19 protein-coding genes and 1 pseudogene are annotated in these 24,335 nt (G+C 66.5%); 14 read left to right on the top strand and 6 right to left on the bottom strand.

Annotated elements, in window-relative coordinates:
• The first annotated feature begins 285 nt into the window (after positions 1–285).
• Positions 286–1,074 (top strand): SDR family NAD(P)-dependent oxidoreductase, encoded by a 789-nt coding sequence (locus tag TY25_RS26685; RefSeq protein WP_081869127.1) that lies wholly within the window; start codon positions 286–288, stop codon positions 1,072–1,074.
• 60 nt (positions 1,075–1,134) lie between these two features.
• Here the strand turns inward: TY25_RS26685 and TY25_RS26680 are convergent, their stop codons facing one another.
• Positions 1,135–1,782, bottom strand: coding sequence for a TetR/AcrR family transcriptional regulator (locus tag TY25_RS26680; RefSeq protein WP_052383213.1), 648 nt, complete (start codon positions 1,780–1,782; stop codon positions 1,135–1,137).
• 754 nt (positions 1,783–2,536) lie between these two features.
• Between TY25_RS26680 and TY25_RS26675 the strand changes: the two genes are divergently transcribed.
• Together TY25_RS26675 and TY25_RS26670 are read left to right on the top strand one after the other, a co-directional pair.
• Positions 2,537–3,724: an alanine--tRNA ligase-related protein gene (locus TY25_RS26675; protein ID WP_081869126.1), complete on the top strand. Its 1,188-nt coding sequence runs from the start codon at positions 2,537–2,539 to the stop codon at positions 3,722–3,724.
• 220 nt (positions 3,725–3,944) lie between these two features.
• Positions 3,945–4,823 carry an alpha/beta fold hydrolase gene (locus TY25_RS26670; RefSeq protein WP_081869125.1) on the top strand — a complete coding sequence of 293 codons (879 nt, stop codon included), beginning with the start codon at positions 3,945–3,947 and terminating at the stop codon, positions 4,821–4,823.
• Between the two features lie 183 nt (positions 4,824–5,006).
• On the opposite strand, the gene TY25_RS26665 is transcribed toward TY25_RS26670, so the two are convergent.
• Entirely contained in the window at positions 5,007–5,567 is a 561-nt protein-coding gene (locus TY25_RS26665; RefSeq protein WP_042260456.1) for a hypothetical protein, read from the bottom strand.
• Between the two features lie 145 nt (positions 5,568–5,712).
• Here TY25_RS26665 and xylA point away from each other — a divergent pair, with 145 nt between their 5' ends.
• Both xylA and TY25_RS26655 read left to right on the top strand, forming a co-directional pair.
• Positions 5,713–6,894: a xylose isomerase gene (gene xylA / locus TY25_RS26660; protein ID WP_042260448.1), complete on the top strand. Its 1,182-nt coding sequence runs from the start codon at positions 5,713–5,715 to the stop codon at positions 6,892–6,894.
• Positions 6,895–6,951: 57 nt separating this feature from the next.
• On the top strand, positions 6,952–8,127 hold the full coding sequence (locus TY25_RS26655; protein WP_042260446.1) for an ROK family protein: 1,176 nt from the start codon (positions 6,952–6,954) through the stop codon (positions 8,125–8,127).
• A 2-nt stretch (positions 8,128–8,129) separates the two neighbouring features.
• Here the strand turns inward: TY25_RS26655 and TY25_RS26650 are convergent, their stop codons facing one another.
• Positions 8,130–9,347, bottom strand: a complete 1,218-nt coding sequence (locus TY25_RS26650; RefSeq protein WP_172595799.1) for a DUF418 domain-containing protein — start codon at positions 9,345–9,347, stop codon at positions 8,130–8,132.
• 80 nt (positions 9,348–9,427) lie between these two features.
• A complete protein-coding gene (locus tag TY25_RS26645) occupies positions 9,428–10,105 on the bottom strand; it encodes a FadR/GntR family transcriptional regulator (RefSeq protein WP_201773709.1) in 678 nt (225 codons plus the stop codon).
• 168 nt (positions 10,106–10,273) lie between these two features.
• On the opposite strand from TY25_RS26645, the gene TY25_RS26640 reads away from it, so the two are divergent.
• The 4 genes from TY25_RS26640 (at position 10,274) to TY25_RS26625 (ending at position 14,795) form a co-directional block, all read left to right on the top strand.
• Positions 10,274–11,719 (top strand): amino acid permease, encoded by a 1,446-nt coding sequence (locus tag TY25_RS26640; RefSeq protein WP_042260445.1) that lies wholly within the window; start codon positions 10,274–10,276, stop codon positions 11,717–11,719.
• On the top strand, positions 11,716–12,756 hold the full coding sequence (locus TY25_RS26635; RefSeq protein WP_052383211.1) for an asparaginase domain-containing protein: 1,041 nt from the start codon (positions 11,716–11,718) through the stop codon (positions 12,754–12,756). The genes TY25_RS26640 and TY25_RS26635 overlap by 4 nt, the downstream gene beginning before the upstream one ends.
• Positions 12,753–14,189, top strand: coding sequence for an aspartate ammonia-lyase (locus TY25_RS26630; RefSeq protein WP_042260443.1), 1,437 nt, complete (start codon positions 12,753–12,755; stop codon positions 14,187–14,189). Before TY25_RS26635 ends, TY25_RS26630 begins: the two co-directional genes overlap by 4 nt.
• A 108-nt stretch (positions 14,190–14,297) precedes the next feature.
• Entirely contained in the window at positions 14,298–14,795 is a 498-nt protein-coding gene (locus TY25_RS26625; RefSeq protein WP_042260440.1) for a hypothetical protein, read from the top strand.
• A gap of 49 nt (positions 14,796–14,844) precedes the next feature.
• Here the strand turns inward: TY25_RS26625 and TY25_RS41920 are convergent.
• Positions 14,845–15,133: pseudogene (locus TY25_RS41920) on the bottom strand (ATP-binding protein); the annotation flags it as partial.
• Between the two features lie 513 nt (positions 15,134–15,646).
• Between TY25_RS41920 and TY25_RS26620 the strand changes: the two are divergent.
• The 3 genes from TY25_RS26620 to TY25_RS26610 all read left to right on the top strand — a co-directional run bounded on the left by TY25_RS26620 (position 15,647) and on the right by TY25_RS26610 (position 20,656).
• Positions 15,647–17,485, top strand: a complete 1,839-nt coding sequence (locus TY25_RS26620; protein WP_162184231.1) for an FAD-dependent oxidoreductase — start codon at positions 15,647–15,649, stop codon at positions 17,483–17,485.
• 218 nt (positions 17,486–17,703) lie between these two features.
• Positions 17,704–18,855 (top strand): hypothetical protein, encoded by a 1,152-nt coding sequence (locus TY25_RS26615; RefSeq protein ID WP_146153946.1) that lies wholly within the window; start codon positions 17,704–17,706, stop codon positions 18,853–18,855.
• Positions 18,856–18,922: 67 nt separating this feature from the next.
• Positions 18,923–20,656, top strand: a complete 1,734-nt coding sequence (locus tag TY25_RS26610) for a sigma-54-dependent Fis family transcriptional regulator (RefSeq protein WP_081869123.1) — start codon at positions 18,923–18,925, stop codon at positions 20,654–20,656.
• A 67-nt stretch (positions 20,657–20,723) separates the two neighbouring features.
• Here the strand turns inward: TY25_RS26610 and TY25_RS26605 are convergent, their stop codons facing one another.
• Positions 20,724–21,023 carry an EthD family reductase gene (locus TY25_RS26605; RefSeq protein WP_042260436.1) on the bottom strand — a complete coding sequence of 100 codons (300 nt, stop codon included), beginning with the start codon at positions 21,021–21,023 and terminating at the stop codon, positions 20,724–20,726.
• A 288-nt stretch (positions 21,024–21,311) separates the two neighbouring features.
• Between TY25_RS26605 and TY25_RS26600 the strand changes: the two genes are divergently transcribed.
• Both TY25_RS26600 and TY25_RS26595 read left to right on the top strand, forming a co-directional pair.
• The gene (locus tag TY25_RS26600) at positions 21,312–22,742 is read left to right on the top strand and encodes an aldehyde dehydrogenase family protein (protein ID WP_226887478.1); all 1,431 of its coding nucleotides are present in this window, start codon (positions 21,312–21,314) and stop codon (positions 22,740–22,742) included.
• Positions 22,732–24,333: an acyl-CoA synthetase gene (locus TY25_RS26595; RefSeq protein ID WP_042260431.1), complete on the top strand. Its 1,602-nt coding sequence runs from the start codon at positions 22,732–22,734 to the stop codon at positions 24,331–24,333. The genes TY25_RS26600 and TY25_RS26595 overlap by 11 nt, the downstream gene beginning before the upstream one ends.
• Positions 24,334–24,335: the final 2 nt, after the last annotated feature.

Here is a 24,335-nt window from a genome sequence, read left to right as displayed (position 1 = left end):
TGCTACCCGAGAGGTACACGTGCAGAACTCTTTTCGAGACGGGGCCGCGTCGGCGCTGCCCTGCTCGTCCGGCTCGACTCCGTTCGATCGGCCGCTGGGGAGCGACCTCAGGGCTTGTGGTGTCATCTTGCGCACCAAGGCCACCAAAGTCTTGACAGGTTAATATTAACAAAGCAACATTCAGGACATGGACCTGTTCTCCTACCCCAGCCTTCGCACACATGTGCCGCCGGCGGTGGCGGACGGAGTCACCAAGCGGCGCAAGCGAGAAGGAGATGACGTCGGATGGCTGAAGCCTTGGTGGGGGATGGTCGGCGGCGGGGTGAATGGGCAGTGATTGCCGGTTCGTCGGGTGGGATCGGACGGGAAGCCGCAGTGCGGCTCGCCGAGGATGGATATTCGATACTGGCTTGCGGTGGTGACGGCACCGGTGTGACGGAAACCTGCGAATTGATCGAGTGGGCCGGGGGCCGGGCGGTCGATCTGGTGGCAGATCTCCGGGATCCTGCGGCCGCGCCTCGGTTGATCGGGGAGATGGCCCGATTGTTATCGGGTGTTCCGGTGCAGGTGCTGGTCAACAATGCCGGGGAAGTCGATTACGGATCGACCGAGGACGTGTTCGACACCGTGTTCAATCTGAATGTGCGGATGCCTTTGCTGTTGGCGGGCGCGCTCGCCCCATCGATGGCGGCACGCGGCGCGGGGGCGATCGTCAACGTCGGCGGGTTCGGCGCTCGGGCGGGTAAGCCGGACAATGGCTGGGCGCGGGCGGCGCGGGCGGCGCTGGTCGAGTTGACCAGGTCGTGGTCGGCCGAGTACGGGCCGAGTGGGGTCCGGGTCAATTTCGTGGATCCCGGCGACTTGTTCGCTCCGCCCGGGGAATTGCGTCCGGGCGAGGTATCGCAGGGTGATAGCGGGCCTGCGGAGGTCGCGGAAGCCATCCGGTTTCTCGCCTCTCGCCGGGCCGCCCATGTACACGGGGCGTTGTTGACCATGAATGGCGAAGCGGGCGCGGCGGAGCGCTGTTATCCGTCGGCTCGATTCACCGGGCCAGCGAAAGGTGTTGCCTTATAGCGTAAGCGGCCCGACTCGGCGTTTCCGGGCGACGATGGTCCGCAGCGGCGGCGCGGATGGCTATTCGTGGCTCGGTTCGAGCAAGGTGGCGATCATCGCCGTGGCGAGCCACCGCTCGAATTCCCGGTGACTCCAGCCGCGTTCGTCGACCAGGCGCTGATAGTTCGTGTACTGGAGTTGCAACCAGAGCACGTCGATGGCCGCGCGGCGGGAGATCCCCCGGCGCAGCGATCGGGTCGCCGCGACGGCCGCCACGACGCTACCGGCTGTCTCGAGGAGTCGCTGCTGCGTCGATTTCAGGAGTTCCGCCAGCTCGGGATCGGTGCCCGCGGCCTGCTCGAGCACTCCCTGCAACGGCCGCGCTCGCCGCATGATCGCGGCCGTGTGCGTGGCGAACCGCTCGAGCAGCCGGCGGGGGTCGTCGATCTCGAGAATCTGCGTCATCGTCGAATCGGCTTCGGCGCCGTCACCGTCGTTGTCTACGTATTGGCGGGCGAGCGCGAACAATTGGGCTTTATTGCCCGCGGCGAACACCGTCGGACGGGAGACGCCGGCGCAGTTCGCTATCTGGTCGATGGTGGCGCCGGCGTATCCGCGTTCCGCGAACACCTGCATCGCGGCGCGCACCACGATGTCTCGGGTGCGCCGCGCAGCATCCTCGCGCACCGGGGAACGGTAGGTGCGCTGTAAGCGATTGTCGTCTGCCATCTGGTCCGATTTACTCTCAGTTACGTTAATTTATTCATGATAAGCGGAAGGCGGGCGGACGTGAACATGCCGGGATCGCAGGTTCAGTGACCTGAGGCAGTGCGGCCGCCGGTAGATGTCGGCGCACGCCACTCTCGTTGGCGTCTAGCTGATGTCGGCCTCATCCGGTGTCGTCCCCTCCCACCTGCGGCGGTGTCCGCCGGAATGTTTTCTACGACAGGGAGCGTATCAGTCCGATGTGCGAACTTGTCGGACGCTGGTGACAATGCCGTTCGGGGATAGAGAAACGGCCGATCGAAACAGAAACTGACGGATGCTGGCGCGCGCAACCGAATTCAATGATGTCATCGAACGGCTCACAATACCTATGAGGCTCCCGTGCATTCTCCGGAAAGTCCGGGCGCGGACCGGGTGATGAGATGTTCGCCAGAATGCAGGAATACGCGAGATGAGCAGCAGGCTACTGCCTACGCCGACTACCTGTGCACGCCAGGCTCGAACAGCAGATGCTGGACGGAGGAGGGCCGAAAATCGGTCGTGCGCCGCATGGCGTGGTTGCTACCGTGCATCTATGAAGGTCAACTCAGGAATCGCTGCCGCCGCCGCACGAGCTCTCAGCTCGCCGGTCGCTGCCGCCTGACCTTCTCCCCACGCCGGCTGACCGGAAACGGTCCGCTGGCATGCGTCGGTCTTGTTGCAGGACTTGCCATCTGCGGGCGCTTCCGGTCGATTTCCCATCGATGGAGCAATCACCGTGATCACGACAGACCAGACTGTTCGAACCTTCCTCGACTTCTTCCGCGAACGCGGGCACGAACTTGCGCCGGGCGGATCGCTCATTCCCCCGCCGGGGGATCAGGTGCTGTTCACCACCTCCGGCATGCACCCGTTGACCCCCTATCTCATGGGCAGACCTCACCCGCTGGGCCGGCGGCTCACCGGCCTGCAACGCTGCCTGCGCACCACCGATCTCGCGGAGGTCGGCGACGACACCCACCTCACCGTGTTCGAGATGCTCGGGTCCTGGTCGCTCGGTGACTACGACGGGCCGCAAAGCCTGCGTTGGGGATTCGAGCTGCTGCGCGACGGGTTCGGTATCGATCCCGGCCGGATGCACGTCACGGTGTTCGGCGGTGACGAACAGGTCGAGCCGGACCATGAGTCGTGGCGCACATGCGATGGACTGGACTTGCCGGTCGAACCGACCACCGACGAGAACTGGTGGTCCAACGGCCCGACCGGACTCTGCGGACCCGATGCTGAGATCTTCGTCTGGACGGGAGACGAAATGCCGCAGGGGACACCGACATCCGATGACCGGTGGGTGGAAGTGTGGAATCACGTCATGATGCGATACGTCCGGCATCCCGACGGCATCCTCGAACCGTTGCGCCGGCCTGGTATCGACACCGGGCTGGGTCTGGAACGACTGGTGCGCATCCTGCGAAACACGCAGTCCGTCTTCGAGATCGACGTCTTCCTGCCCTGGTTGACCACTCTGCGCCGACTTTGGGGCCCGCTGGACGAACGGTCGCTGCGATTGCTGTCCGACCATTTGCGATCCAGCATCGTTGTCCTCGGCGATCGGGTCACTCCCTCCCCGTCCGGCCGCGGTTACGTACTCCGCCGGTTGATCCGCCGCACCCTGACCACGCTATGGCGCGACGACCCGACCCGGACCCTCTCCGATCTACCGATCGAGCTGATCGAACACACCCTCGGGCACTTCCGGCAATCTGTCCACCCACACGATGTGCGCGCCGTCCTGCTCGACGAGGAACGCAAATTCGACCGGCTGCTCCAGCGTGGACGAAAGATATTGTCCCACAGCCGTTTCACCGGACGCTCCCTGACCGAGGACGACTACCGCTATCTGCACGACACCCACGGCCTGCCCCGCGATCTGTTGGTGTACCTGAACATCGGAGCCGATGTCGGTTGACACCGGGCTGTGTCGGGTCAACTCGGCAGTATCGAATGTCGAACGCCATAGGCCGCCTTCACCGTGCTCTGGTACGCGATGGCCGACCTGAGGTGGCGTGGCTCGTCGGCGGTCTCCACCGAACTGGCTCGGGACGTTGCGTACTTCGGCAGGCAACCCCCTTTGCTTTGTTTCCATACAGATGACATAATACAGTTGACTTGGAAAGGGGTGTCGAACGATGACCGCTCGACCAGGGATGTTCGCCAGCCTCGAGCTGGAAGCGGAATATTTCGCGGCCTACGACGCGGTAATGAGGTATTGGCCGGTACCGGCCGAGACGGTAGATCTTCCGGGTCGGTACGGAACGACACGAGTCACGTCCGCAGGTTCGACCGCAGCGCCGTCGCTGGTCCTGCTCCACGGATACAGCGGGACGGCCGGAATGTGGTATCCGGTCATCGGTTCGCTCGCCGAGGAGCATCACGTGCGGGCCGTGGACATCATCGGCGAGCCGGGCCGCAGTCGGCACACCGGCGCGGCCGTGACCAATATGGACGATCTCGTGGACTGGCTCGCGGAAACGTTCGATCTGCTCGGACTGCCCGCCGCCGACCTGTGCGGCCAGTCGCTGGGCGGGCACCTCGCGTTCCGGTTCGCGCTCGCCCATCCCGAACGGGTGCGGCGGCTGGTCCTGCTCGATCCGCCGCTGGTCTTCGCCGGGCTCAGCCCCGAGTTCGAGGAGTTGGGCCGCAACCGCGACCCGCACCCGACGTTCGAGGATGCCCGCGCGATGCTCGCACCGGGCGCGCCCGGCAGCGGGCCTGCGCATCTGGAGGCATACCTCGATCTGCTCGCGCACGGGGCCGCGCATTTCCCGGCCTCGCCGATCGTTCATCCCCACCTGCCGGACGGGCTGCCGCACCTGCCGGTCCCGACCCTCGTTGCTCTGGCCGGGGCGAGCCAGGTGCACGATTCGGCGGCGGCCGCGCAGGTCGCACGGCGTGCCGGGGCGCACACGGTGATTCTCCCCGGTGCGGGGCACGGCCTCCTGGCCGACATCGAACCGGTCCGCAGCCTCGTCCTCGAACACCTCCGGCAGACGGACTCGCCGACCTGATACCGCGACAGCGAACCCGACAGGACCGATGGACATCGTGGCGGTGCGCGCCCGCGTCGGCAACGCGTGCACTGTCCCGGCGAAACATGTTGGCGGTGGGCGGCGGAGGTCGGTCACCGAGAGCTGGCGTTCGCCGCTCGTCACCCCCCCCAGTTGGATCCGGACGTCCCGGTGAACGAGTGACTAGTGGCGGACACTCAGGCAGGCGACCCGCGCGCCTGCCATACCCGCGTTGCCGTCAGTGGTGTCGGTTCTCTTCTCGTGCAAGACAATCGAGGCGGGCTGGCCCTTACGGAAGGGCCATTCGACGGTGGCGACCTGTGCGGCCTTGCCGTCCTTGTCGGTGGTGAAGTCGAGCCAGAGCTCGTTCTGCGGGTTGGCATATCGCGCGTCCATGGACATGGTGTCCTTGGCGTTCGGGTCTTGCACATTCTGGTAGTGGAAACCGGAATCAGCCGGCTTGGCGCCACACGGCTTCAGGTGCGCGTGCGAGCCGTAGACGCGGTTGGGGAGCAGCCCGCTGACGAGCAGGACCGCCGTGGTCTTCTCGTCGTCGCTGACGGCGACGAGCATGGCACGGCTGCCGGCGGGGGCGAGTTTCTGGTCGTAGGTGACGGCGTCGGCACCGTCCCGCCAGGGCTCGAAAGTCCCTGAGGAATAGATGGGTTCGGCGGCGCTCGCGGGCGCCGCAGGAATCAACAGAGCGGCGGCAATGGCGCCGAGAAGCAGCGGCTTGTAGTTCATGCGACCAGGCTCCGCCGCGGTGACAAACCACGTCAATGCCCTCATGTGGGGAATGCCCGCGTCTGCCCTCGGTGTGATTGCTGTTGGGCAGCAACCTGTCTGGGCAGTACACTTAGTTCAATACTTGAACAAAATAGGAATGAATATGGCGAAGCCGACTGCTGTGGACAAGTTCTCGTTCGGGTTGTGGACCGTGGGCTGGCAGGGGAGAGATCCGTTCGGAGACGCCACCCGGCCGGAATTGGACGCGGTCGAGGCGGTGCATCGGCTCGCTGAGCTCGGGGCCTACGGCCTTAGCTTCCACGACGACGACCTGTTCCCGTTCGGGTGTACTGCCGCCGAACGGCAGCGTCGCATCGACCGGCTACGCACGGCGCTGGCCGACACCGGAATGGTGGTGCCGATGGTCACCACCAACCTGTTCACTCATCCGGTGTTCAAGGACGGCGGCTTCACCAGCAACGACCGAAGTGTGCGCAGGTTCGCGCTGCGCAAGGTGCTGCACAACGTCGAGTTGGCCGCCGACATCGGTGCGCGGACCTACGTGCTGTGGGGCGGTCGCGAGGGTGCGGAATACGACTGCGCGAAGGACGTGCGAGCGGCGCTCGACCGCTACCGCGAAAGCCTGAACCTGCTCACCGAATTCGTGCGCGACCGCGGCTATGACCTGCGCTTCGCGCTGGAGCCCAAACCCAATGAGCCGCGCGGGGACATTCTGCTGCCGACCGTCGGACACGCGCTCGCGTTCATCACCACCCTCGACCATCCCGAGCTGGTCGGCGTGAATCCCGAAGTGGGGCACGAGCAGATGGCGGGATTGAACTTCACGCACGGAATCGCGCAGGCGCTGTGGCAGGGCAAGCTGTTCCATATCGATCTCAACGGCCAGCGTGGCATCAAGTACGACCAGGACCTGGTGTTCGGCCACGGCGACCTGATGAACGCCTTCGGTCTGGTAGATCTGCTGGAGAACGGCGGCCCCGGCGGCGCACCTGCCTACGACGGTCCGCGCCATTTCGACTACAAACCCTCTCGCACCGAAGACATTGCCGGAGTGTGGGATTCGGCGGCCGCCAATATGCGCACCTACCTCCTGCTGAAGGAACGCGCCGGCGCCTTCCGGGCGGATCCCGAAGTGCAGCAGGCACTGTCGGTCGCGGGGGTCGCCGATCTGCGCACCCCGACGCTGGCCGCGGGAGAGGGATACACACAGCTGCTGACGGATCCCGCTACGGCCGACTTCGATCCTGCCCGTGCCGGGGAACGCGGGTACGGGTTCGTCCGGTTGAACCAACTGGCGCTGGAACATCTGCTGGGCGCGCGGTGATCGGATGACACCGGTCGCCGGGGGCGATTTCGCGACCCGGTCGCGGTGTCTCGGCCGATGAGTTCGCGGCCCGGCCCGGCCCACTTGCGGCAGGTGCGCACCGGAAATCTGCGGGCGCTGCTGCTGGCCGTGCTCGACGGCCCGGCCTCGCGGGCTGAGCTCGCCAAGCGCACCGGCCTGACCAAGGCCACAGTCGCCAGCATCGCGGAACCGCTACTGCGGCAACGAATTCTGACCGAGGACCCGGTGGTGAACACCGGCCGCGGCCGGCCGTCGCGGCCGTTGCGCTTTTCGGAGGCTGCTCCCGTGGCGATCGGCGCGGAGATCAACGTGTCCCACCTCGCGGTCACCGTGCAGCGACTGGACGGGTCCACCGCGCTCGAACGACGTCTCGACCTCGACAACCGGCACCGCGAGACCGAGGATCTGATCGAGCGGCTGGCCGTGCTCGTCCGCGGGGCGAGGACGGAATCGGGGGCGGACCTGCTGGGCGTCGGGCTGGCCGTGCCCGGCCTCGTCCGCGACGGAACGGTCCTGGACGCCCCGAACGTGCCCGGCCTCAATGGAATCCGGATCGGTGACCGCTTGGCCGCCGCGCTCGGAGAGTCCGCGGTGGCGGTGGACAACGAAGCCAATCTCGCCGCCCTTGCGCACGTGTGGCCGCACCGCTTGGCCGGTGACGACTTCGTCCATGTGTCCGGCGATGTCGGTATCGGCGCTGGAATCGTCATGGGCGGGAGCCTGTTTCGCGGGAGCGGCGGTTTCGCCGGTGAGCTCGGGCACGTCGTCGTCGAGCGCGGCGGCCGGCACTGCACGTGCGGCAGCCGCGGCTGTGTCGAGCAATACGCGGGCTTGGCGGCGATTCTCGCTGCCGCGGGCACGCCGGGACTCGCCACATTGCGCAGCGCCCTGGATCGGGGCGACACGCGCAGTCGTTCCGCCGTCGACTGCGCCGGATCGGCCCTGGGTACCGCGCTCGCGTCCTTGATCAACATCTGCGATGTCGCAACCGTCGTGCTCGGCGGCGGCTACGCAACGTTTTTCGACGATCTCGCGCCCGGTGTTCGCGCCGAACTCGGTACCGGCGTCGTAGCGGCCGCCGATCGCCCGGTCACACTCACCGCCTCGCCGCTGGGACGCGGCGCCGTCGTCCGCGGCGCCGCCGCACTCATCACCCGCCGCAGTTGCCTCGAACCCGAACTCCTGCTGGCCGCGGCGCCGAGCCGGCTCTGACCTCAGCGCAGATATTTGGCGGGCCTGGTGGTCGCGTTGAGCAGATACTCCAGGGGCCCGCGCCGGAAGAAGCGGGACCAGATCGTCGCGAACACCATGGCCCCGAGGATCAATACCAGCAGCGGGGTCCAGGAGGCCGCGGACGGCGGGCCGGACTTGCCGGGCGGCAGGGCCAGTGCGGACATCACGACGAAGTGGCCGACGTAGGCAGTCAGGGACATCGCGCCCACGGCGATGAGCGGCCCGGCCATGCGGCGTAGCCGCGGCAGGTACTCCGTCGCCGCTGTCGCGCCCACGATCACCAGGATCGCGAATCCGACGCTGCCGATGATGTCGAATGTCGTGTTGCTGTGCGGTCCGGCCGCCAACAGCGACGAGGCCGGCATCTGCGAGATGGCCTCGCTGCCGACGGGCGGCATCGCACCGCTGTCGGGGCCGGATTCCGCCGTGCTCTTCAGTGCGTCGGGGCCACCGAGCAGCCGGGACGAGCCGTATCCGAGGACGGTGAGGGTCGCGCCGAGTGCGGCCACGCGCCGCTGCACGGCGCCCGAGGCCAGGTCGAGGCGGGCCAGCGCCATGCCGGCGACGATGAACGACATCCACGTGATCGTCGGGTACATGCCGGTGAGCGCCAGATCGACAACGCCCACGCCACTGATCCTTTCGAGGGGGTCGTAGGCATCGATGGCCTGCCGGACCGGCTCGGTCAGCGCCGATCGCAGCAGGTACGCGAGCTGCGGCGTGCTGAGTGCGAGCGCGGCCGCGATGATCGCGAGCGTCTCGGCCCGCAGCCGGGCCAGCGGCAGGGCCAGCAGGAAATAGCAGCCGTAGCAGGCGAGGATCACCACGTCCCCGTAGAACACCGTCATCAGGGTGCCCAGCGCGATGAGAATCAGGGCCCGGATCGCGATCCGGGCCTTCGCCTGCCGACCCGCCCGGCCGGTCTTGGGCCGGCGTCCGGCGATGAGCACCAGCGAGAACCCGGCCAGGGTGGCGAACAGAATCGAGGAACGCCCGTCGACCAGATATCGAATCCAGCCGCCGACGCCGTGGGTGGCCGACAGTGGCGGGCCGACGTGCACGGCATACATGCCGAAAACGGCCAGCGCCCGAGCCAGGTCCACGCCGACCAGCCGTCCGATCGAGGAATCGGACGGAGTCGGCGCGGTGTCGTCGCGCGGTGACGAGGATGTCTGTTGCGACGGCTGTACCGAGGTCATGGATCCAGCGTCGCGGCGCGATGGGCGGATCGACCATCCGCCAGTTTGCGGTTTCTACCCCGCCGGTCGGCGGCCCGCGGTCAGTCGCCGATGCGGGCGATGGTCTCGGCCACTCGCTCCAGATGCTCGGCCATCGCCGCCCGCGCCTGCTCGGGCGAGCCCGCCTCGATGGCCCGCACGATCGCCTCGTGCTCGCGATCGGAGTCGGCGCGACGATCCTGGGTGACATTGAGGAATTCGGACTGCGGGTCGAGCGCGCGGCGGGTGTCGGCGACGAAGGTCGTGAGCATGGCGTTTCCGCTCGCGGCCGCAATGGCGGTATGCAATTCGCCGTCGTAGCGCACCCATTCGCGGGCGTCGGTGGTGTCGGACAGTTCGGCCAAGAGGGTGAACAGGTGGGCCAGCTGCTGCGGGGTGTGGCGTTCGGCAGCGTACCCGGCGGCGGGAATCTCGATGAGGCGGCGGGCCTCGATGAGATCCGCGGCCTGTACACCCGCGAAGGTCAGCCGCGGGCTCTCCTTCTTCGAGATTATGAAAGTGCCTCGGCCGGTATGGGTTTCGGTGAGCCCCAGGGTGGCGCAGGCGTGCAGTGCCTCGCGCACCACGGGACGGCTCACGCCGAACTCCTTGGCCAGGGCGAGTTCGCCCGGCAGCCGGTCGCCGACCGCGTACTGCGTGCCCTGGATCAGGCTCTTGAGTCGCCGGAAGACCGCTTCTGTAGCGCCGATGCGCTGCACCTGTCCCTCGTCGACCGTCACGCGACCAAGTATCCAGAGCGGGTCATACGGCGTCAAAGTGGTCGGGCTACCGCATGTCGGGGGTGCGTTGACAGTACGTTGTGACCCGCGTTACTGTCTGCCTGTCTTACAGCCAGACAGGTTGGCGTCGCCGCCGTCGCGGGCTGGATTCGGCCGAGGAAGGTTCCCATGCAGCACCACGACGAACTGCCGGCGCCCGACGCGTCGGCAGCCAAAGTCGACGTCGGCGATGCCGGCTATCACAAACAGCTCCGCAAACGCCATATGCAGATGATCGCCATCGGCGGATCCATCGGCACCGGGCTGTTCCTCGGCGCGAGTGGGCGCATGGCGCTGGCCGGCCCGTCGCTGGCGATCGTCTACATCGTGTGCGGCATCTTCACCTTCATGGTGGTGCGAGCGCTCGGCGAGCTGGTCATGTATCGGCCCTCGTCGGGAGCCTTCGTCTCCTACGCGCGGGAGTTCCTGGGCGAGCGTGGCGCCTATACCGTGGGGTGGCTGTACTTTTTGAACTGGTCGACCACGCTGGTCGCCGATATCACCGCGGTGGCGCTGTACGCGCACTTCTGGGCAATGTTCGTGCCGGTGCCGCAGTGGGTGCTGGCGCTCATCGCGCTGGCAGTGGTGGTCGCGCTCAATGTGGTTTCGGTGCGGCTGTTCGGCGAACTGGAATTCTGGTTCGCGCTCATCAAGGTCGCGACCATCGTGATCTTCATGCTGGTCGCCGTGGGGTTGATCGTCACCGGCACTTCGATCGATGGGAATGTCCCAGGCATTTCCACGATCACCGACAACGGCGGCCTGTTCCCGAAGGGCTTGGCCCCGATGCTGACCATTGCCCTGGGTGTGGTGTTCGCCTTCGGCGGTACCGAGCTGATCGGAGTCGCGGCGGGCGAGTCGGAGAATCCGAAGGCCGTGGTACCGCGTGCGGTGAACTCGATCATGTGGCGGATCATCCTGTTCTACGCGGGCTCGGTCATCCTGTTCACGCTGCTGCTGCCGTGGACGGCGTACTCCGCCGGCGAGAGCCCGTTCGTCACGGTGATGAGTTCGATCGGTATTCCGCATGCCGGCGACGTCATGAACCTGGTCGTGCTCACCGCCGCTATGTCGAGTCTGAACGCGGGTCTGTATGCGACGGGGCGCACGCTGCGTTCGATGGCCGTGGCCGGCACCGCGCCGCGCTTCGCGGCGCGGATGAACCGCCATGGCGTGCCCTACGGCGGCATTCTGATCACCAGTGTGGTCGGGATCGCCGGTGTCGTGCTGAATCTCGTGCTGCCGCACAAGGCTTTCGAGATCGTGCTGAACCTGGCGGGGCTGGGCATTGTCGGCACCTGGGTGTCGATCATGGTGTGTCACTGGATCTTTGTGCGCCGAGCCGAGCGCGGCGAGTATGTGCGACCGGCCTTCCGGCTGCCGTTCGCTCCGGTGCTGAACATCGCCACCCTGGTGTTTCTGGCCGGTGTCGTGCTGCTCATGTGCTTCGATGCCGAGATCGGGCGGATCACCGTGGTGGCGTTCCTGGCGGTGGTGGTCGCGATGGTGGTCGGGTGGTTCCGGGTGCGGGGCAGGCTCGCCGCCGATGTGCTTGCGCCGGTGGATCGTTCATGAGTTCCGACCCGGTCCGTGTCGGGATTCTCTATACCGGTGGGACCTTCGGGATGGTCGACAGCGGGGCCGGGATGCGGCCCCGCGCGGGTCTGGCGGCCGAGATCTCGGAGATGGTCGCCGAATTCGAGTCGGCTGCAGGGGTTTGCGTCGATGTCCGCTACCGCGAGTTCGATCAGGTTATCGACAGCGCGCTCGCCGAGGCGGGTACGGCGTGCCGCATCGCCGCGACGGTTCGAGCGGGTATCGCCTCCGATGAACCGGACGGCGTGATCGTCGTTCACGGCACCGACACCATGGCTTACATCGGCGCGCGGATGGCGTTCGAGTTGCGCGACAGTGCGACCCCGGTGGTGCTGACCGGGGCGCAGATTCCGCTGGGACAGCCGGGCAGTGACGCGCGCAGCAACCTGCACCTGGCGTTGGCGACGATCGTCGGGCAGCCTGCGCCAGCCACCTATCTGGCCTTCGGTTCGAAGCTGCATCCGGCGGTACGGGCCTCCAAACGGGCGATCGAGGACTACGACGGTTTCACCACCATCCGCGACTGCACGCCGCCGCCGGTGCCGCCCGCGCTCCCGATCCGGCACGGGGCGGGTGCGCCGGTGGGTCTGCTCACCATATTTCCCGGCATGCACGCGGAGCTGCTGGACGCGGCCCTTCGGTATTACCGCGGCGGCCTGGTGCTCGAGTGCTACGGGGCGGGCACCGCACCCGACCTGGCCGGGTCCGTCCGCGTCGCGACCGGACGGGGGACCCCGGTGGTTGTGATCAGTCAATGTGACAGCGGCTCAGTGGATCTCGACCGATATCAACCCGGACGCGCGCTACTCGACGCCGGTGCGCTGAGCGGCGGCGACATGACCAGGGAAGCGGCACTGGCCAAGCTCTCCTACCTCGTCGACCACGGATTCGGCGGTGCCGAGCTGCGGCACTGGATGGTGACGAACCTACTCGGTGAACTCGCGAACAACCCTGCCGCACCGGCGGTCTCGTCCCGGGCGGCCGACAACGACTCGAACTCTTGGAGCTACCGGTGACCGACACTCGACTCGAAAGCGACTCCCTGGGTGCGGTGGCGGTGCCACGCGCGGCCTACTGGGGCGTCCACACCGCTCGCGCGCTGGAGAACTTCTCCGTCACCGGCGACCGCATCGGAAACTACCCGGCTCTGATCGTCGCACTCGCTTCGGTGAAACTCGCCGCCTGCCGCGCCAATCGTGAGCTGGGAGTGCTCGATGACCGCCGTGCCGCGGCGATCGAAAGCGCCTGTGCGGAAATACGCGCGGGCGAGTTGCACGATCAATTCCCGATCGACCCCATCCAGGGCGGGGCGGGCACCTCGACGAACATGAACGTCAACGAGGTCATTGCCAACCGTGCCCTCGAACTGCTCGGCCACGCCCGCGGCAACTACGGCGAACTCGATCCGCTCGATCATGTGAACCTCGGTCAGTCGACCAACGATGTGTATCCGACCGCGGTGAATGTTGCTGTGGTGCGCCATATCCGGGATCTCGTCGCCGCGCTGCACCGCCTCGCGGACGCCTTCGAGCAGAAGGCCGGCGAGTTCGCCGGAGTCATCAAAATGGGGCGCACGCAGTTGCAGGACGCCGTCCCCATGACCCTCGGACAGGAATTCGGCACCTTCGCGCTCATGGTGCGCGAGGACTGCCTGCGACTCGAAGAGGCCATCCCGCTGCTGTGCGAGAGCAATCTCGGCGGTACCGCGATCGGCACCGGAATCAACGGTCACCCAGGGTATTCCGCGCTCGCCTGCGCCTTTCTGAGCGAGCTCACCGGTGAGGCGGTGACTCCGGCCGAGAACCTCATCGAGGCCACCCAGGACGCCGGGGCGTTCGTGCAGGTATCGGGCATCCTCAAGCGCGTCGCGGTGAAGCTGTCCAAGACCTGCAATGACCTGCGGCTCATGTCCTCCGGTCCGGTCACCGGTTTCGGTGAGATCCGTTTGCCCGCAAGGCAGGCCGGATCGTCCATCATGCCGGGCAAGGTCAACCCGGTGATCCCCGAACTGGTCAATCAGATCGCGTTCGAAGCCATCGGCAACGACCTGACCGTCACCATGGCCGCCGAAGCAGGACAATTGCAGCTCAATGCCTTCGAGCCGATCATCGCCTACAGTCTGTTGAAGACGACCACCCATCTCATCGCGGCGGCCGACGCGCTGGCGACCAAGTGCGTTTCCGGCATCACCGCAGACCAGGAGCACCTGGAAGCCGGTGTCCGCCGCTCGATCGGCATCGTTACCGCCCTCGCCCCGCATATCGGCTACGCCGCGAGCGCCGCCATCGCGAAACAGGCTCTGCTGACAGGGCAGTTCGTCGGCGATATCGCGGTCGAACTCGGCCTGCTCACCCCGGAGCAGGTCGCCGAGCTCCTCGCCCCGCACCGCCTGGCCGGTCTGCCCACCCCGGTCGTCGAGGGTGCGGCATCGGTCTACTCCGTTCCGTAGCCCGCCATGTGTAGCTCGTCGCTGGGCCTTCGGTGTGGACCCGAATGGGTCATAATTCATCTCTCGGACTACGTCGATCAGTACGCCTGCCCGGCCCTTGGAGCAATCATGAGCACTCCGTCGCCCGATCAAGAGCTGTGGGATGCGTTCGTCGCAGCAAAACGCGAGCTGAACCGCAGGCAAGCCGACTTCTATCAGAACGCGAAGAACAGGACCGAAATCCTCAAAGGCGCCCTGGCCGCCGACAGTTGGCAGCGGGCGACCGCCCTCAGCTACCTGGCGACGTTCTCCGACGACAGCCTCGAACTGCTGCCACAGCTCGTGGACTTATCCCTGACCCACGCGTATGCATTGTCCGCTCGGCAGGCCGTCGACCGGATCCCTCGGCATAAACTCTGGCCCGTGCTCGAACCGCTCGTCTCGGCGTATCTCGACGCGGTCGACCCTGACGACTATCTGCGTATCGCAGAACTCCTCGCTCATATCCAGGCGTGGCCGCTGCTGGAACAGCTCATCCGCCGCGCCCGGACCATCGACGACCCCGACATGCTCGAACTGGCCGAGGACTACGACCGGCACGGGCCCACGTGGCTGGCGAAACCCTGAGCCGTCCAGCGGAACTCGTGATGTTTCGGCGCTGCCTGACACAGGTCCGCCCGAACATGTGCGCTTTGCCGAAGGGCTTGTTGCTGGTCACGATCAAACTCGCGCGCTCGTAGCGGGACGAGACCAGCTGGAGGAACAGATTCGCGGCCTCGGACTCGAACGGGGATGTATCCGACCCCGTCGACTACGAGCAGTGGAATACGGCCCAGCATTATCAGTTCTGCTTGCCGTTTTCCGGCGGAGTGAGCCTCGGCCAGCCGCGCGACCCGTTCCGCGGCGGTCGTGAGCGCGACCCGATGCCCTGCCCGGCAGGCCCGGATGGACGGCCCGATCGACAGATGGGTCTCGGCGCCCGGAAGTCCAGGGGCGGGTCGGCCCGAAAGCTGACCAGCATGCTGGGCTGAGCGATACCACATGGACTCCGAGGTCTTCTGCGAGCGCGCACTACGTTTGCTCGTCGGTGCCGTCGGGCCCGAGCCGGTGATGCTTGGCAGCGACTATCCGTAAAGAGCGACTTCCTTACGTCCGCCAAGCGGGGCACTTATGTCGGCGGGAATGCCGAGCGATTCCTGGGTCTGCGATAGTCCCCGGTCACGATCAGTGCGAGGCCGATCTTTGCGCCGAAAAGAAGTGTCCTGATTCTGAACACAAAGCCTTGAACCTCCAGTGGTCGAATGTGTCACCGGACACATGCCGGCCCATCGCCGATCGCCCGAACGAGGTGTGGTTCACGGACGAAACGGCTTTTGGCAGAACATGACGGCTGCATAGGGAAAGGCCTGCACTGTATGGAAGAACATGGTGAGCTGCCAGTAAGTACGGCGGCGCCCGGCGCTTCGCGTCCTGCGGTATTGCCTCGACGACGGGTGCTGACCGGGATCGCGGCTGCGGCCATGGTGGGCCCGGTCTCCGCGTTGCTCGGACCTGGGCGCTCGGGCGCGGACCCGGCGCGTGGGCGGCGGGTCGCGGTCTTCGGTGGCGGACCCGGGGGAATGGCGGCGGCACACGAATTGGCGGAGCGTGGTTTCCAGGTCACGGTGTATGACAAGAACGAGCGGCTCGGCGGAATGGTCCGGGCCTACACCAACCCGCCCGGCAGCTCTCCGTATCCCTTCGAGATGAGTGCCCAGCATTTCATCCTGCCGAGTTACGCGATCTTGCCCGAAACGCTCAAGCGAATTCCCGACGGCCGGGGCGGCAGCGTGTTCGATCGCGCCGCGTTCATTCCGGAGAATCCCGGAGTTCCGGCGGGCACTCAGGGACAACGTGTTCCGATCGCCATCGGCCAGACGAGGCTCAACGCCCCACTTCCGCTGACGGCCGCCGCGATCCGCAGCATGCCGATCGAGAAATACCCGCAATACTTCCTGGAGGCTTTCGCTCAGCTCGGTGGCTACACTCCGGCCGACGCGGCATTGCTGGCCAGTAAGACAGCCGCCTGGATCACGTCGGGGCCGGCCAGGTGTCGCGGCCAGCTCGACAGCATGACCCTGCGCGAATTCTTCCGCACCGACCAGATGTCACCGAATGCCGCGTGGATCCCTTGGGGTATAGAGCATTGCCTCGGCAGCGACGCCAAAGACCAAGGCGGATCGGCGAATGCGCTGAAGGACTTCTTCATCGAGCCCATTTTCCGAACAGCGGAAGGGCGGCCGGGGTACTACTGGGGCCTGAATCCCGCTGCGACGTCGGCCCTTCCGGCCGGGATCTGCTTCGACGGTCCGGAAACCGAGGTGTGGTTCGATCCGTGGGCGCGGTACCTGGAATCGCATGGCGCCTCGTTCAACCTGCAGCACACGCTGACCGAGCTCACCCTCGACAGCGGCCGGATCGTCGGTGCTACGGTCCGGGATCCGGCGGGCCGGGCGATCGGGGTGCAGGCGGACTATTTCGTTGTGGCGATACCGGGTGACCGGATGCAGAGTGTGTTCACACCCGATCTGCTCGCTGCCGACAGTGGGCTGCGTGACGCGTGGAATGTGGTGCCCGCCTACGAGACCGGCTTCCAGCTGTTCTTCCGCGAGCTGGACGTCACTCTCGGATTCATCGCACCACAGGATCAGTGGTACATGTTCCTCGGCGGCGTCAACGCCATCTGGCAGCGAGATCTGCGGCGGTACGGGTCCGGCGAGGCCGGGGCCGCACTCGATATCGAGATCTTCTCCACCTCGCTGTTCTCGGTACCCGGCACCGTGTACGGCAAGCCGATGCTGCAACTGACCCAGGAAGAGACCCTCGTCGAACTGCGCGAATTCCTGATCAGATACGCGGGCATGGCGGATGCGTTCCGGCCGGGAAACTTCGTGGGCTGGACCCCGCACACCACACTGCGGTGGGCGAATTCGGGTTGGCAGGTAACTGATACCCGGGCCGGAGACGCGCTCGGGAACGCGGGCCGCAGCCCGCGGCCGGCCCCGGTCGGCGCGATTCCCAATCTGTTCCTCGCCGGTGGCGCGGTCCGTAATTCCACCGCGGTCGACTCGCAGGAAAGCGCGATGGAGACCGCCCGCATCGCCGTCAACGGCATTCTCGACCAGGCGGGCGCGCGCGAGGGGCGCTGCTGGTTGCCGGACTATTCGCCGCCGAAGCTGCTCGAGGGGATCCGCGCCGAGGATGACCGGCGCTATGCCGCGGGCCTGCCCAATGTCTTCGATGTCATCGCCCCTGCGCCGATGCCGAGCGGCGGTTAGTCGGTATGGGGTTCGAATTGTTCACCATTCGGGTCAGCCGGAGTGCGCGGTCTGGCCCGCTCGACAAGTCCTGGAAGTCGAGGCTTCGGGAGAGAAAGTGGTCCGGTATGTTCGATGTCACCAGTTCTGTTCGATATCATCGTAACCTGTTGCCCCGCAGTGAAAATCGTCTTGGTGCTGCGGTTGGACCGCGGCGGCGACGCGGATGGTGGGCGACCGTGGCGCGATCGTCGATTGCCTTGTTCGCCATCACCGTCGCGGTGGTCGGCTCGCCCGGCGCCGCGGTGGCGGTGCCGCCGGAGTGGGAGCCTACTTCCTACGACCTCGATCCGAACGACTATCCCGTTCGGGTCGCGACGCCGGAGGACTCGCAGCTCGAACGCAACGAGTTCGGCGATGTCGGCATCTCCTGGTGGTGGCTCAAGGATCCGCAGAACCCGCAACGGATGATCGTTGTGGTGGAAGCCGAGCCGTTCTGGGGTGAGCGAGCGATCGGCAAAGGTGGTCCGTTCATGTGGGCGGTCGGGCAGCTGTCCTACGAGAAGGGGCCGCAGCTCCCGTTCATGAACGGGATCCTGTCGTTCAAGGACGGGCTGCCCGGCGGGGGTTGGGCGGATTGGGCGACGGCCGACGGCAAACCGGGAATGCGTGGCTCCAACTACAGCATCAATTACGCGGCGGACACCAATAGCTGGCAGGTTAAGGGCTCTTCGCCACTGGCCGCCGCCGACTTCACCGCTACCGAACCGGTGGCCGGGCCGCATGGACTGATCAAGGTCGGCGGTGATCCCGGTACCGATTCGCTGATGGACGAGATCGTGCTCAACAGCAGAGCGACCGGCTCGGTCACCATCGCGGGCCGGCAGATCGATATCACCGGCTGGCGTGCGGGTTACTGGCGCATGCGCATGTTCGGCAGCGTGGTGGATTCCATACTGGACCCGAACAAGTCCTGGGCAGGCTGGGAATACGCGCCGGTAATGGAGCCCGACGGCGGCGCGAGCGAGTTCTACGGCATCATGCGCAACGACGGACGGTACTCAGGATCGCTGATCGACGCGCGTCCGTCAGGGACGCGGATCTGCTCGAAAACGACGCTGGAATTCGGTGATTACAAACAGGGACGGCCGATGGTCGGGCAGCTGACGCCGCCGTTCACGTTGCACACCATTCCCGGGTGGATAAAAGTCAAATGCGCACCCGGACAGGAGGTTCAGATGGAGAAGACGTTCTACACCGACTCGACGGATTACGTCTCGGCCGGCTGGCTCGACGGCACAGAAATGCCGGTGCACACCGTGCCGGGATCCTTCGGTACCTATGAGCACTTCCGGTGGGCCTACTACAAGCTGAAGCCACAGGGCAACTAGTCCGCCGCGAGGGAGGTGAGTGTGGTGCCGGTATCGGCACCACACTCACGCCTTTTGTGCGGTCGGGATGGCGATCGTTACTCCTGACCAGCATCGTGAAGATCGCGCGCTGTCGCAATTTTTACCGATACACTACGTCTCACTCGAATCCGGTCGACCGTACGCGGTGGGCTCGCGAGGTGTCAGAGGAGGTCGGATGAGCAGCCAGCGTTCCCTGTTACGGCCGATCATTGCCGCGTCATGGCGGCGCGCCGAACTGGCTGGCCTGGACCCTGCGGTACCCGTGCGCAGCGCGGGGATCGACGAGGTGGATCCGCAGAGCCGGTTGGCCCGAGCCGCATCGCCGGTCCTCGAAGATCTCGGCGCTGTCCTCGGCGGTGCCGAGGTCGCCGTGGTGCTGGCCGACCGGGACCTGCGGCTGGCCGACCTCGCCAGCGGCGACACGCGCTCTCGAACCCGGCTCGAACGGATGGGCCTCATCACCGGCCGCCGCCTGGACGAAGCGGCCATCGGTACGAACTCGCTGGCCACGGCCGCCGAAGCCGGCGTCGGCGTGGCGGTGCAGGGCGGCGAGCACTATATCGACGAGCTCAAGCAGTTCAACTGCTATGGGCACCCGATCACCCATCCGGTGACCCGCAGGCTCGAGGGTGTCCTCGATATCACCTGCTCGGCGACCGAGTCCAGCCAGTTGCTGGCGCCGTTCGTGCTCTCCGCGGTGCGGCGGATCGAGCAGCGACTGACCTCCGATGCCAAACTTTCCGAGCAGCGACTTTTCGGCAGCTTTCAATCGGCGGTGTTGCGGGATCGCACCGTCGCGGTCGCGGCGGTCAGCGGCGAGTTGTTCGTGGCCAACAAGATCGCGATCGAAACGCTCGAACCCGCCGATCACGCGGTACTGCGGGGTATCGCCGGCGATACCCCGCGCGCGCAGACCCGCATGACGCTGAACCTCAGCTCCGGGCGCACGGTGCGTGTCGCGGTGCATCCGGTCGGCGGCGGTGTGCTGTTCATCTTCGAGCGGGGCACAGCCGAGCCGCCGGTAGCCGATCCGCTGCAGGACGGGCACGTCGCGATCTGCGGCGAGCCCGGTACCGGGCGCACCCGCACGGCCCGCGACATTGCCGGTCATTGCACGACGACCTGGTTCGACGCGAGCGACACCGTCACGCTCGACCCTGCCGCATGGCTCGGGCGGGTGACCGATGCCTTGGCGAATACCGACGTCGTGATCATCGAGTCGACCGAGCTGCTCACCGAGTCGACGGCACGATGTCTCGCGCGAGCGCTGACCGGCAGCCGGGCGCGTGTGGTGCTGACCAGCGTGCCCGAGAGCAGGCTCGACGCCCACCACGGCACCGTGCGGGCACATTGCGTGCATCAAATCGACTTGCTGCCCTTGCGATCCCGCTCGAGCGACGTCCCCGCCCTGGTGCTGTCGATGACGGCGGAGCTGGGTGCGCCGCGGGAATTGCGATGGACGACCGCTGCGTTGGAGTCGCTCGCCGCGCAGGCGTGGCCGGGAAACCTCACGGAGCTACACGCGGTCGTGCGGCATGTGGTGAGTACGCGACGCATCGGGGACGTGACGGTGCACGACCTGCCGGAGCGCTACCGGGGCCGAGCCCCGATCCGGAAGCTGACGCCGATCGAGCGGGCCGAACACGACGCCATCGTCGACGCATTACGTGCCGCTGAGGGAAACAAACTGGCCGCGGCCAAGCGGCTGGGCATCAGCCGAACCACGTTGTATCGCGCGATCCGCCGGTACGGTATCGCGCCGCCGACCTCCGCGCGGTGAGCGGGATCCCTGCCGGACCACGCAAACCGCGGTGACGATTGTCAGATGGACGGCGACGCGGGTCCGCTCAGGTCAGCGGGTAGTGGATGATCTGTGCCCCGCCGGTGGCGTAGTTCGCGACGTCGGCGACCACGGCCTGCCCCTCCGGGGAGGTGATCGCCGCCCCCATGGCCGCCTGCGAATCGAATTCTGCCTCCCACACCGCGAAGTACGGGCTCTCGCCGTCCACCGCGGCGACCTCGAGGCTGTACCGCATCGATTGCAGGCCAGGCAATTTCGCCGCCAGCGGCAAGTGAGTCGAGAGGTAGTAGCTGGTGAAGTGGTCGGCGTCGGCAGGGGGCGGGTAGAGCACGGTCAATCGGTACATGCGATCTCCTCACTGGTGTGGTCCAGTTCGAAGCTTGGCCCGATCTCCTGTCGCGCGGTGTCGCAGATGTGAACAGCGGTCCGCGCCTGATGTCGGTCGCCACGCGGGCGCATGGCGCGGCGTGTCCAGAATTGGGTCACCGCGCACCCCGGCGGGAGTCGCATTCTGCACTCGGAGCGATCGAGCGGGCGGATGCTCGCCCCGAATGTCGAGGAGACGAATGTGACCATCGCCGTTGAATTCCCGGTACTGCCCGCGGTCGGTGAATTTGTGAGTACCTCCCGGAACATGCTGATCGGGGGCGAGTGGGTGCCTGCGGCGTCGGGCAAGGTGTTTGCGACGCACGATCCGGCGACCGGCGAGGTCTTGACGACCGTCGCCCATGGGGAGCGCGAGGACGTCGACCGTGCGGTCAGAGCGGCACGAGCAGCGTTCGAGGACGGCCCGTGGGCGCGGATGAAGCCGAATGAACGCGAACGCCTGATCTGGCGCGTCGGCGACCTGATCACCGAGCGGGCCGAGATCTTCGGTCAGTTGGAGTCGCTCGACAACGGCAAGTCGGCGGGTGTCGCGCAGGTGGTGGATGCGGGCTGGTCGGGGGACATCTTCCGCTACTGCGCGGGGTGGGCCAGCAAGATCGAGGGCACGACGGTCTCGGTCTCGATGCCGTTCGCGCCGGGCGGTGAATTCCACGCCTACACACTGCGTGAGCCACTGGGCGTGTGCGGGCAGATCACGCCGTGGAACTTTCCGCTGCTGATGGCCACGATGAAGATCGCGCCGGCCCTGGCCGCCGGGAACACTGTGGTGCTCAAGCCCGCCGAGCAGACCCCGCTGACCTCACTGCTGCTGGGCAGCCTGTTCGAGGAGGCGGGGTTTCCACCGGGTGTGGTGAACGTGGTGCCCGGTTTCGGTGACGCCGGTGCCGCGCTGGCCGCCCACCACGACGTGGACAAGATCGCGTTCACCGGCTCGACGGAGGTGGGCAAGCGGGTGCTCGCCGCGGCGGGCGGCAACCTCAAGAAGGTCTCGCTCGAGCTCGGCGGCAAGAGCCCCAGCATCGTGTTCGCCGACGCGGATCCGGCGGTGGCGGTGCCCGGTGCGGTCAACGGATTGCTGTTCAACCACGGCCAGTCGTGTGTGGCCGGAACCAGGCTCTTCGTGGAGGACTCGATCTTCGACGAGTTCACCCGCGCGGTGTCCGACGCCGTCGCGGCGGTGAAGATCGGACCGGGTCTCGATCCCGCGACCCAGCTCGGGCCGCTGGTTTCGCAGGAACAGCTCGACCGGGTCGTCGGGTACATGGCCCAGGGGCACGCCGACGGCGCGCGGGCGTTGACCGGCGGAAAGCGTTGGGGCAACACCGGTTACTACGTCGAACCCACGGTCTTCGTCGACGTCCACCCGCAGCAGAGCATCGTTCGCGACGAGATCTTCGGTCCGGTCGTGGTGGCCCAGCGGTTCACCGCCGCGGACGGCCCGATCGCCGCTGCCAACGATTCGATCTACGGGCTGGCGGCGGGCATCTTCACCCGCGACCTCTCCAAGGCGCACCGCACCGCCAAAGCGTTGAAAGCGGGCTCGGTCTGGATCAACCAGTACAACGCCTTCGACAGCGCATTGCCGTTCGGCGGGTTCAAACAGTCGGGTTGGGGACGCGAGCTCGGCGGCGCGCTGGATCTGTACCTGCAGACCAAAGCGGTGAACATTGCACTCTGAAGAAGCATCGGACGCATCAGCGGGCACCACCGCGGCCGACCTCGCGCGGGCCCGGCGCCACGGAGTCGCAGATCTGCTGCATCGCACTGCTCGCCGGTACCCGGGCAAACTCGCCGTCATCGATGGGGCCCGGCGCTTCACCTACGCCGAGTTCGACGCGGCGGTCGACCGCGCCGCGCACGCGCTCGACGACCGCGGTATCGAAAAGGGTGACCGGCTGGCTCTGCTGAGCCACAACCGGTGGGAGTTCGCGGTGCTCACCTTCGCGACGGCCCGATTGGGGGTGGTGCTGGTGCCGATCAATTTCATGCTGACGAGCCGGGAAGTCGCCTACATCCTGACCGACTCGCAAGCCTCGGGGTTGCTCGCCGAAGACGCCCTGGTGCCGACCGCGGCCGAGGCGATAACTCGAGCCGGTCTGTCGATCGCCCTGCGCGGACAGCTCGGTGGGGAACCGGCCGCGGGTTGGTCGGACGCGAGCCGATGGTGTCTCAGCGGGTCCACTACGCCGATCGACGTCCCGATCGCGGACGACGATCCGATCCGGTTGATGTACACCTCGGGCACCGAGTCGAGCCCGAAGGGGGTGATCCACACCAGCCGCTCGTTGATCAGCCAATACGTCAGCTGTGCGGTAGACGGTGAGATGAGCGTCGACGATGTGGAGGTGCACGCGCTGCCGATGTATCACTGCGCGCAGTTGGACTGTTTCTTCGCGGTGGACGTGTATCTCGGGGCGACCAGCGTCATCCTGCCCAACCCCGACCCGGAGGTGCTGCTCGCGAGCATCGAGAGCCACCGCATCACGAAGTTGTTCGCGCCCCCTACGGTGTGGATCTCGTTGCTGCGCAGTGCCGCCTTCGACACCACCGATCTGTCGAGCCTGCGCAAGGGGTACTACGGGGCCTCGCCCATGCCGGTGGAGGTGCTGCAGGAAATGCGGCGTCGCCTGCCCGGCGTGCGGTTGTGGAATTTCTACGGCCAGACCGAACTCGCCCCGATGGCGACCATCCTGCGTCCGGAGGAGCAGATCGACCATGCCGGCAGTGCGGGCCGGCCCGCGATCAACGTCGAGACCGCGGTGGTGGACGACGACGGCAATCCGGTGCCCGCCGGCGTGGTCGGCGAGATCGTGCATCGCAGCCCGCACGTCGCCGCGGGCTATCACAACGACGCGCCCAAGACAGCCGAGGCTTTCCGGCGTGGCTGGTTCCATTCGGGCGACCTCGGCGTGCTGAGCCCGGACGGCTACCTAAGCGTGGTCGACCGCAAGAAGGACATGATCAAGAGCGGGGGAGAGAACGTCGCTTCCCGTGAGGTCGAGGAGGCGTTGTACGGGGTCGACGGCGTCGCCGAGGTCGCGGTGTTCGGTATCCCGCACCCGCATTGGATCGAGGCGGTGACCGCGGTGATCGTCGTCAGAGACGGACATGAGGTCACCGTGGACGCGGTCCTCGACCACGCGAAAACGGTGCTGGCGCCGTACAAGCGGCCGAAGTATGTCGTGTTCGTGGACGCGCTGCCCAAGAATCCGAGCGGAAAGATCGTCAAACGCGAACTACGCGCGCAGTTCGGTGGATTGGCTCAGTAGCT

It is taken from the genome of Nocardia brasiliensis NBRC 14402 (assembly GCF_000308475.2).
Classification (GTDB): Bacteria; Actinomycetota; Actinomycetes; order Mycobacteriales; family Mycobacteriaceae; genus Nocardia; species Nocardia brasiliensis.
The sequence above is the reverse complement of the archived record's forward strand: the minus strand, read 5'-3'. Positions and strand labels throughout refer to the sequence as shown.

Excerpts from the sequence above, each read along its gene's own strand:
- TY25_RS26685 (WP_081869127.1), top strand. The coding sequence starts at position 286 with ATGGCTGAAGCCTTGGTGGGGGATGGTCGGCGGCGGGGTGAATGGGCA.
- TY25_RS26680 (WP_052383213.1), bottom strand. The coding sequence starts at position 1,782 with ATGGCAGACGACAATCGCTTACAGCGCACCTACCGTTCCCCGGTGCGC.
- TY25_RS26670 (WP_081869125.1), top strand. The coding sequence starts at position 3,945 with ATGACCGCTCGACCAGGGATGTTCGCCAGCCTCGAGCTGGAAGCGGAA.
- TY25_RS26665 (WP_042260456.1), bottom strand. The coding sequence starts at position 5,567 with ATGAACTACAAGCCGCTGCTTCTCGGCGCCATTGCCGCCGCTCTGTTG.
- xylA (WP_042260448.1), top strand. The coding sequence starts at position 5,713 with ATGGCGAAGCCGACTGCTGTGGACAAGTTCTCGTTCGGGTTGTGGACC.
- TY25_RS26655 (WP_042260446.1), top strand. The coding sequence starts at position 6,952 with ATGAGTTCGCGGCCCGGCCCGGCCCACTTGCGGCAGGTGCGCACCGGA.
- TY25_RS26650 (WP_172595799.1), bottom strand. The coding sequence starts at position 9,347 with ATGACCTCGGTACAGCCGTCGCAACAGACATCCTCGTCACCGCGCGAC.
- TY25_RS26640 (WP_042260445.1), top strand. The coding sequence starts at position 10,274 with ATGCAGCACCACGACGAACTGCCGGCGCCCGACGCGTCGGCAGCCAAA.
- TY25_RS26635 (WP_052383211.1), top strand. The coding sequence starts at position 11,716 with ATGAGTTCCGACCCGGTCCGTGTCGGGATTCTCTATACCGGTGGGACC.
- TY25_RS26625 (WP_042260440.1), top strand. The coding sequence starts at position 14,298 with ATGAGCACTCCGTCGCCCGATCAAGAGCTGTGGGATGCGTTCGTCGCA.
- TY25_RS26610 (WP_081869123.1), top strand. The coding sequence starts at position 18,923 with ATGGCGATCGTTACTCCTGACCAGCATCGTGAAGATCGCGCGCTGTCG.
- TY25_RS26605 (WP_042260436.1), bottom strand. The coding sequence starts at position 21,023 with ATGTACCGATTGACCGTGCTCTACCCGCCCCCTGCCGACGCCGACCAC.
- TY25_RS26600 (WP_226887478.1), top strand. The coding sequence starts at position 21,312 with ATGCTGATCGGGGGCGAGTGGGTGCCTGCGGCGTCGGGCAAGGTGTTT.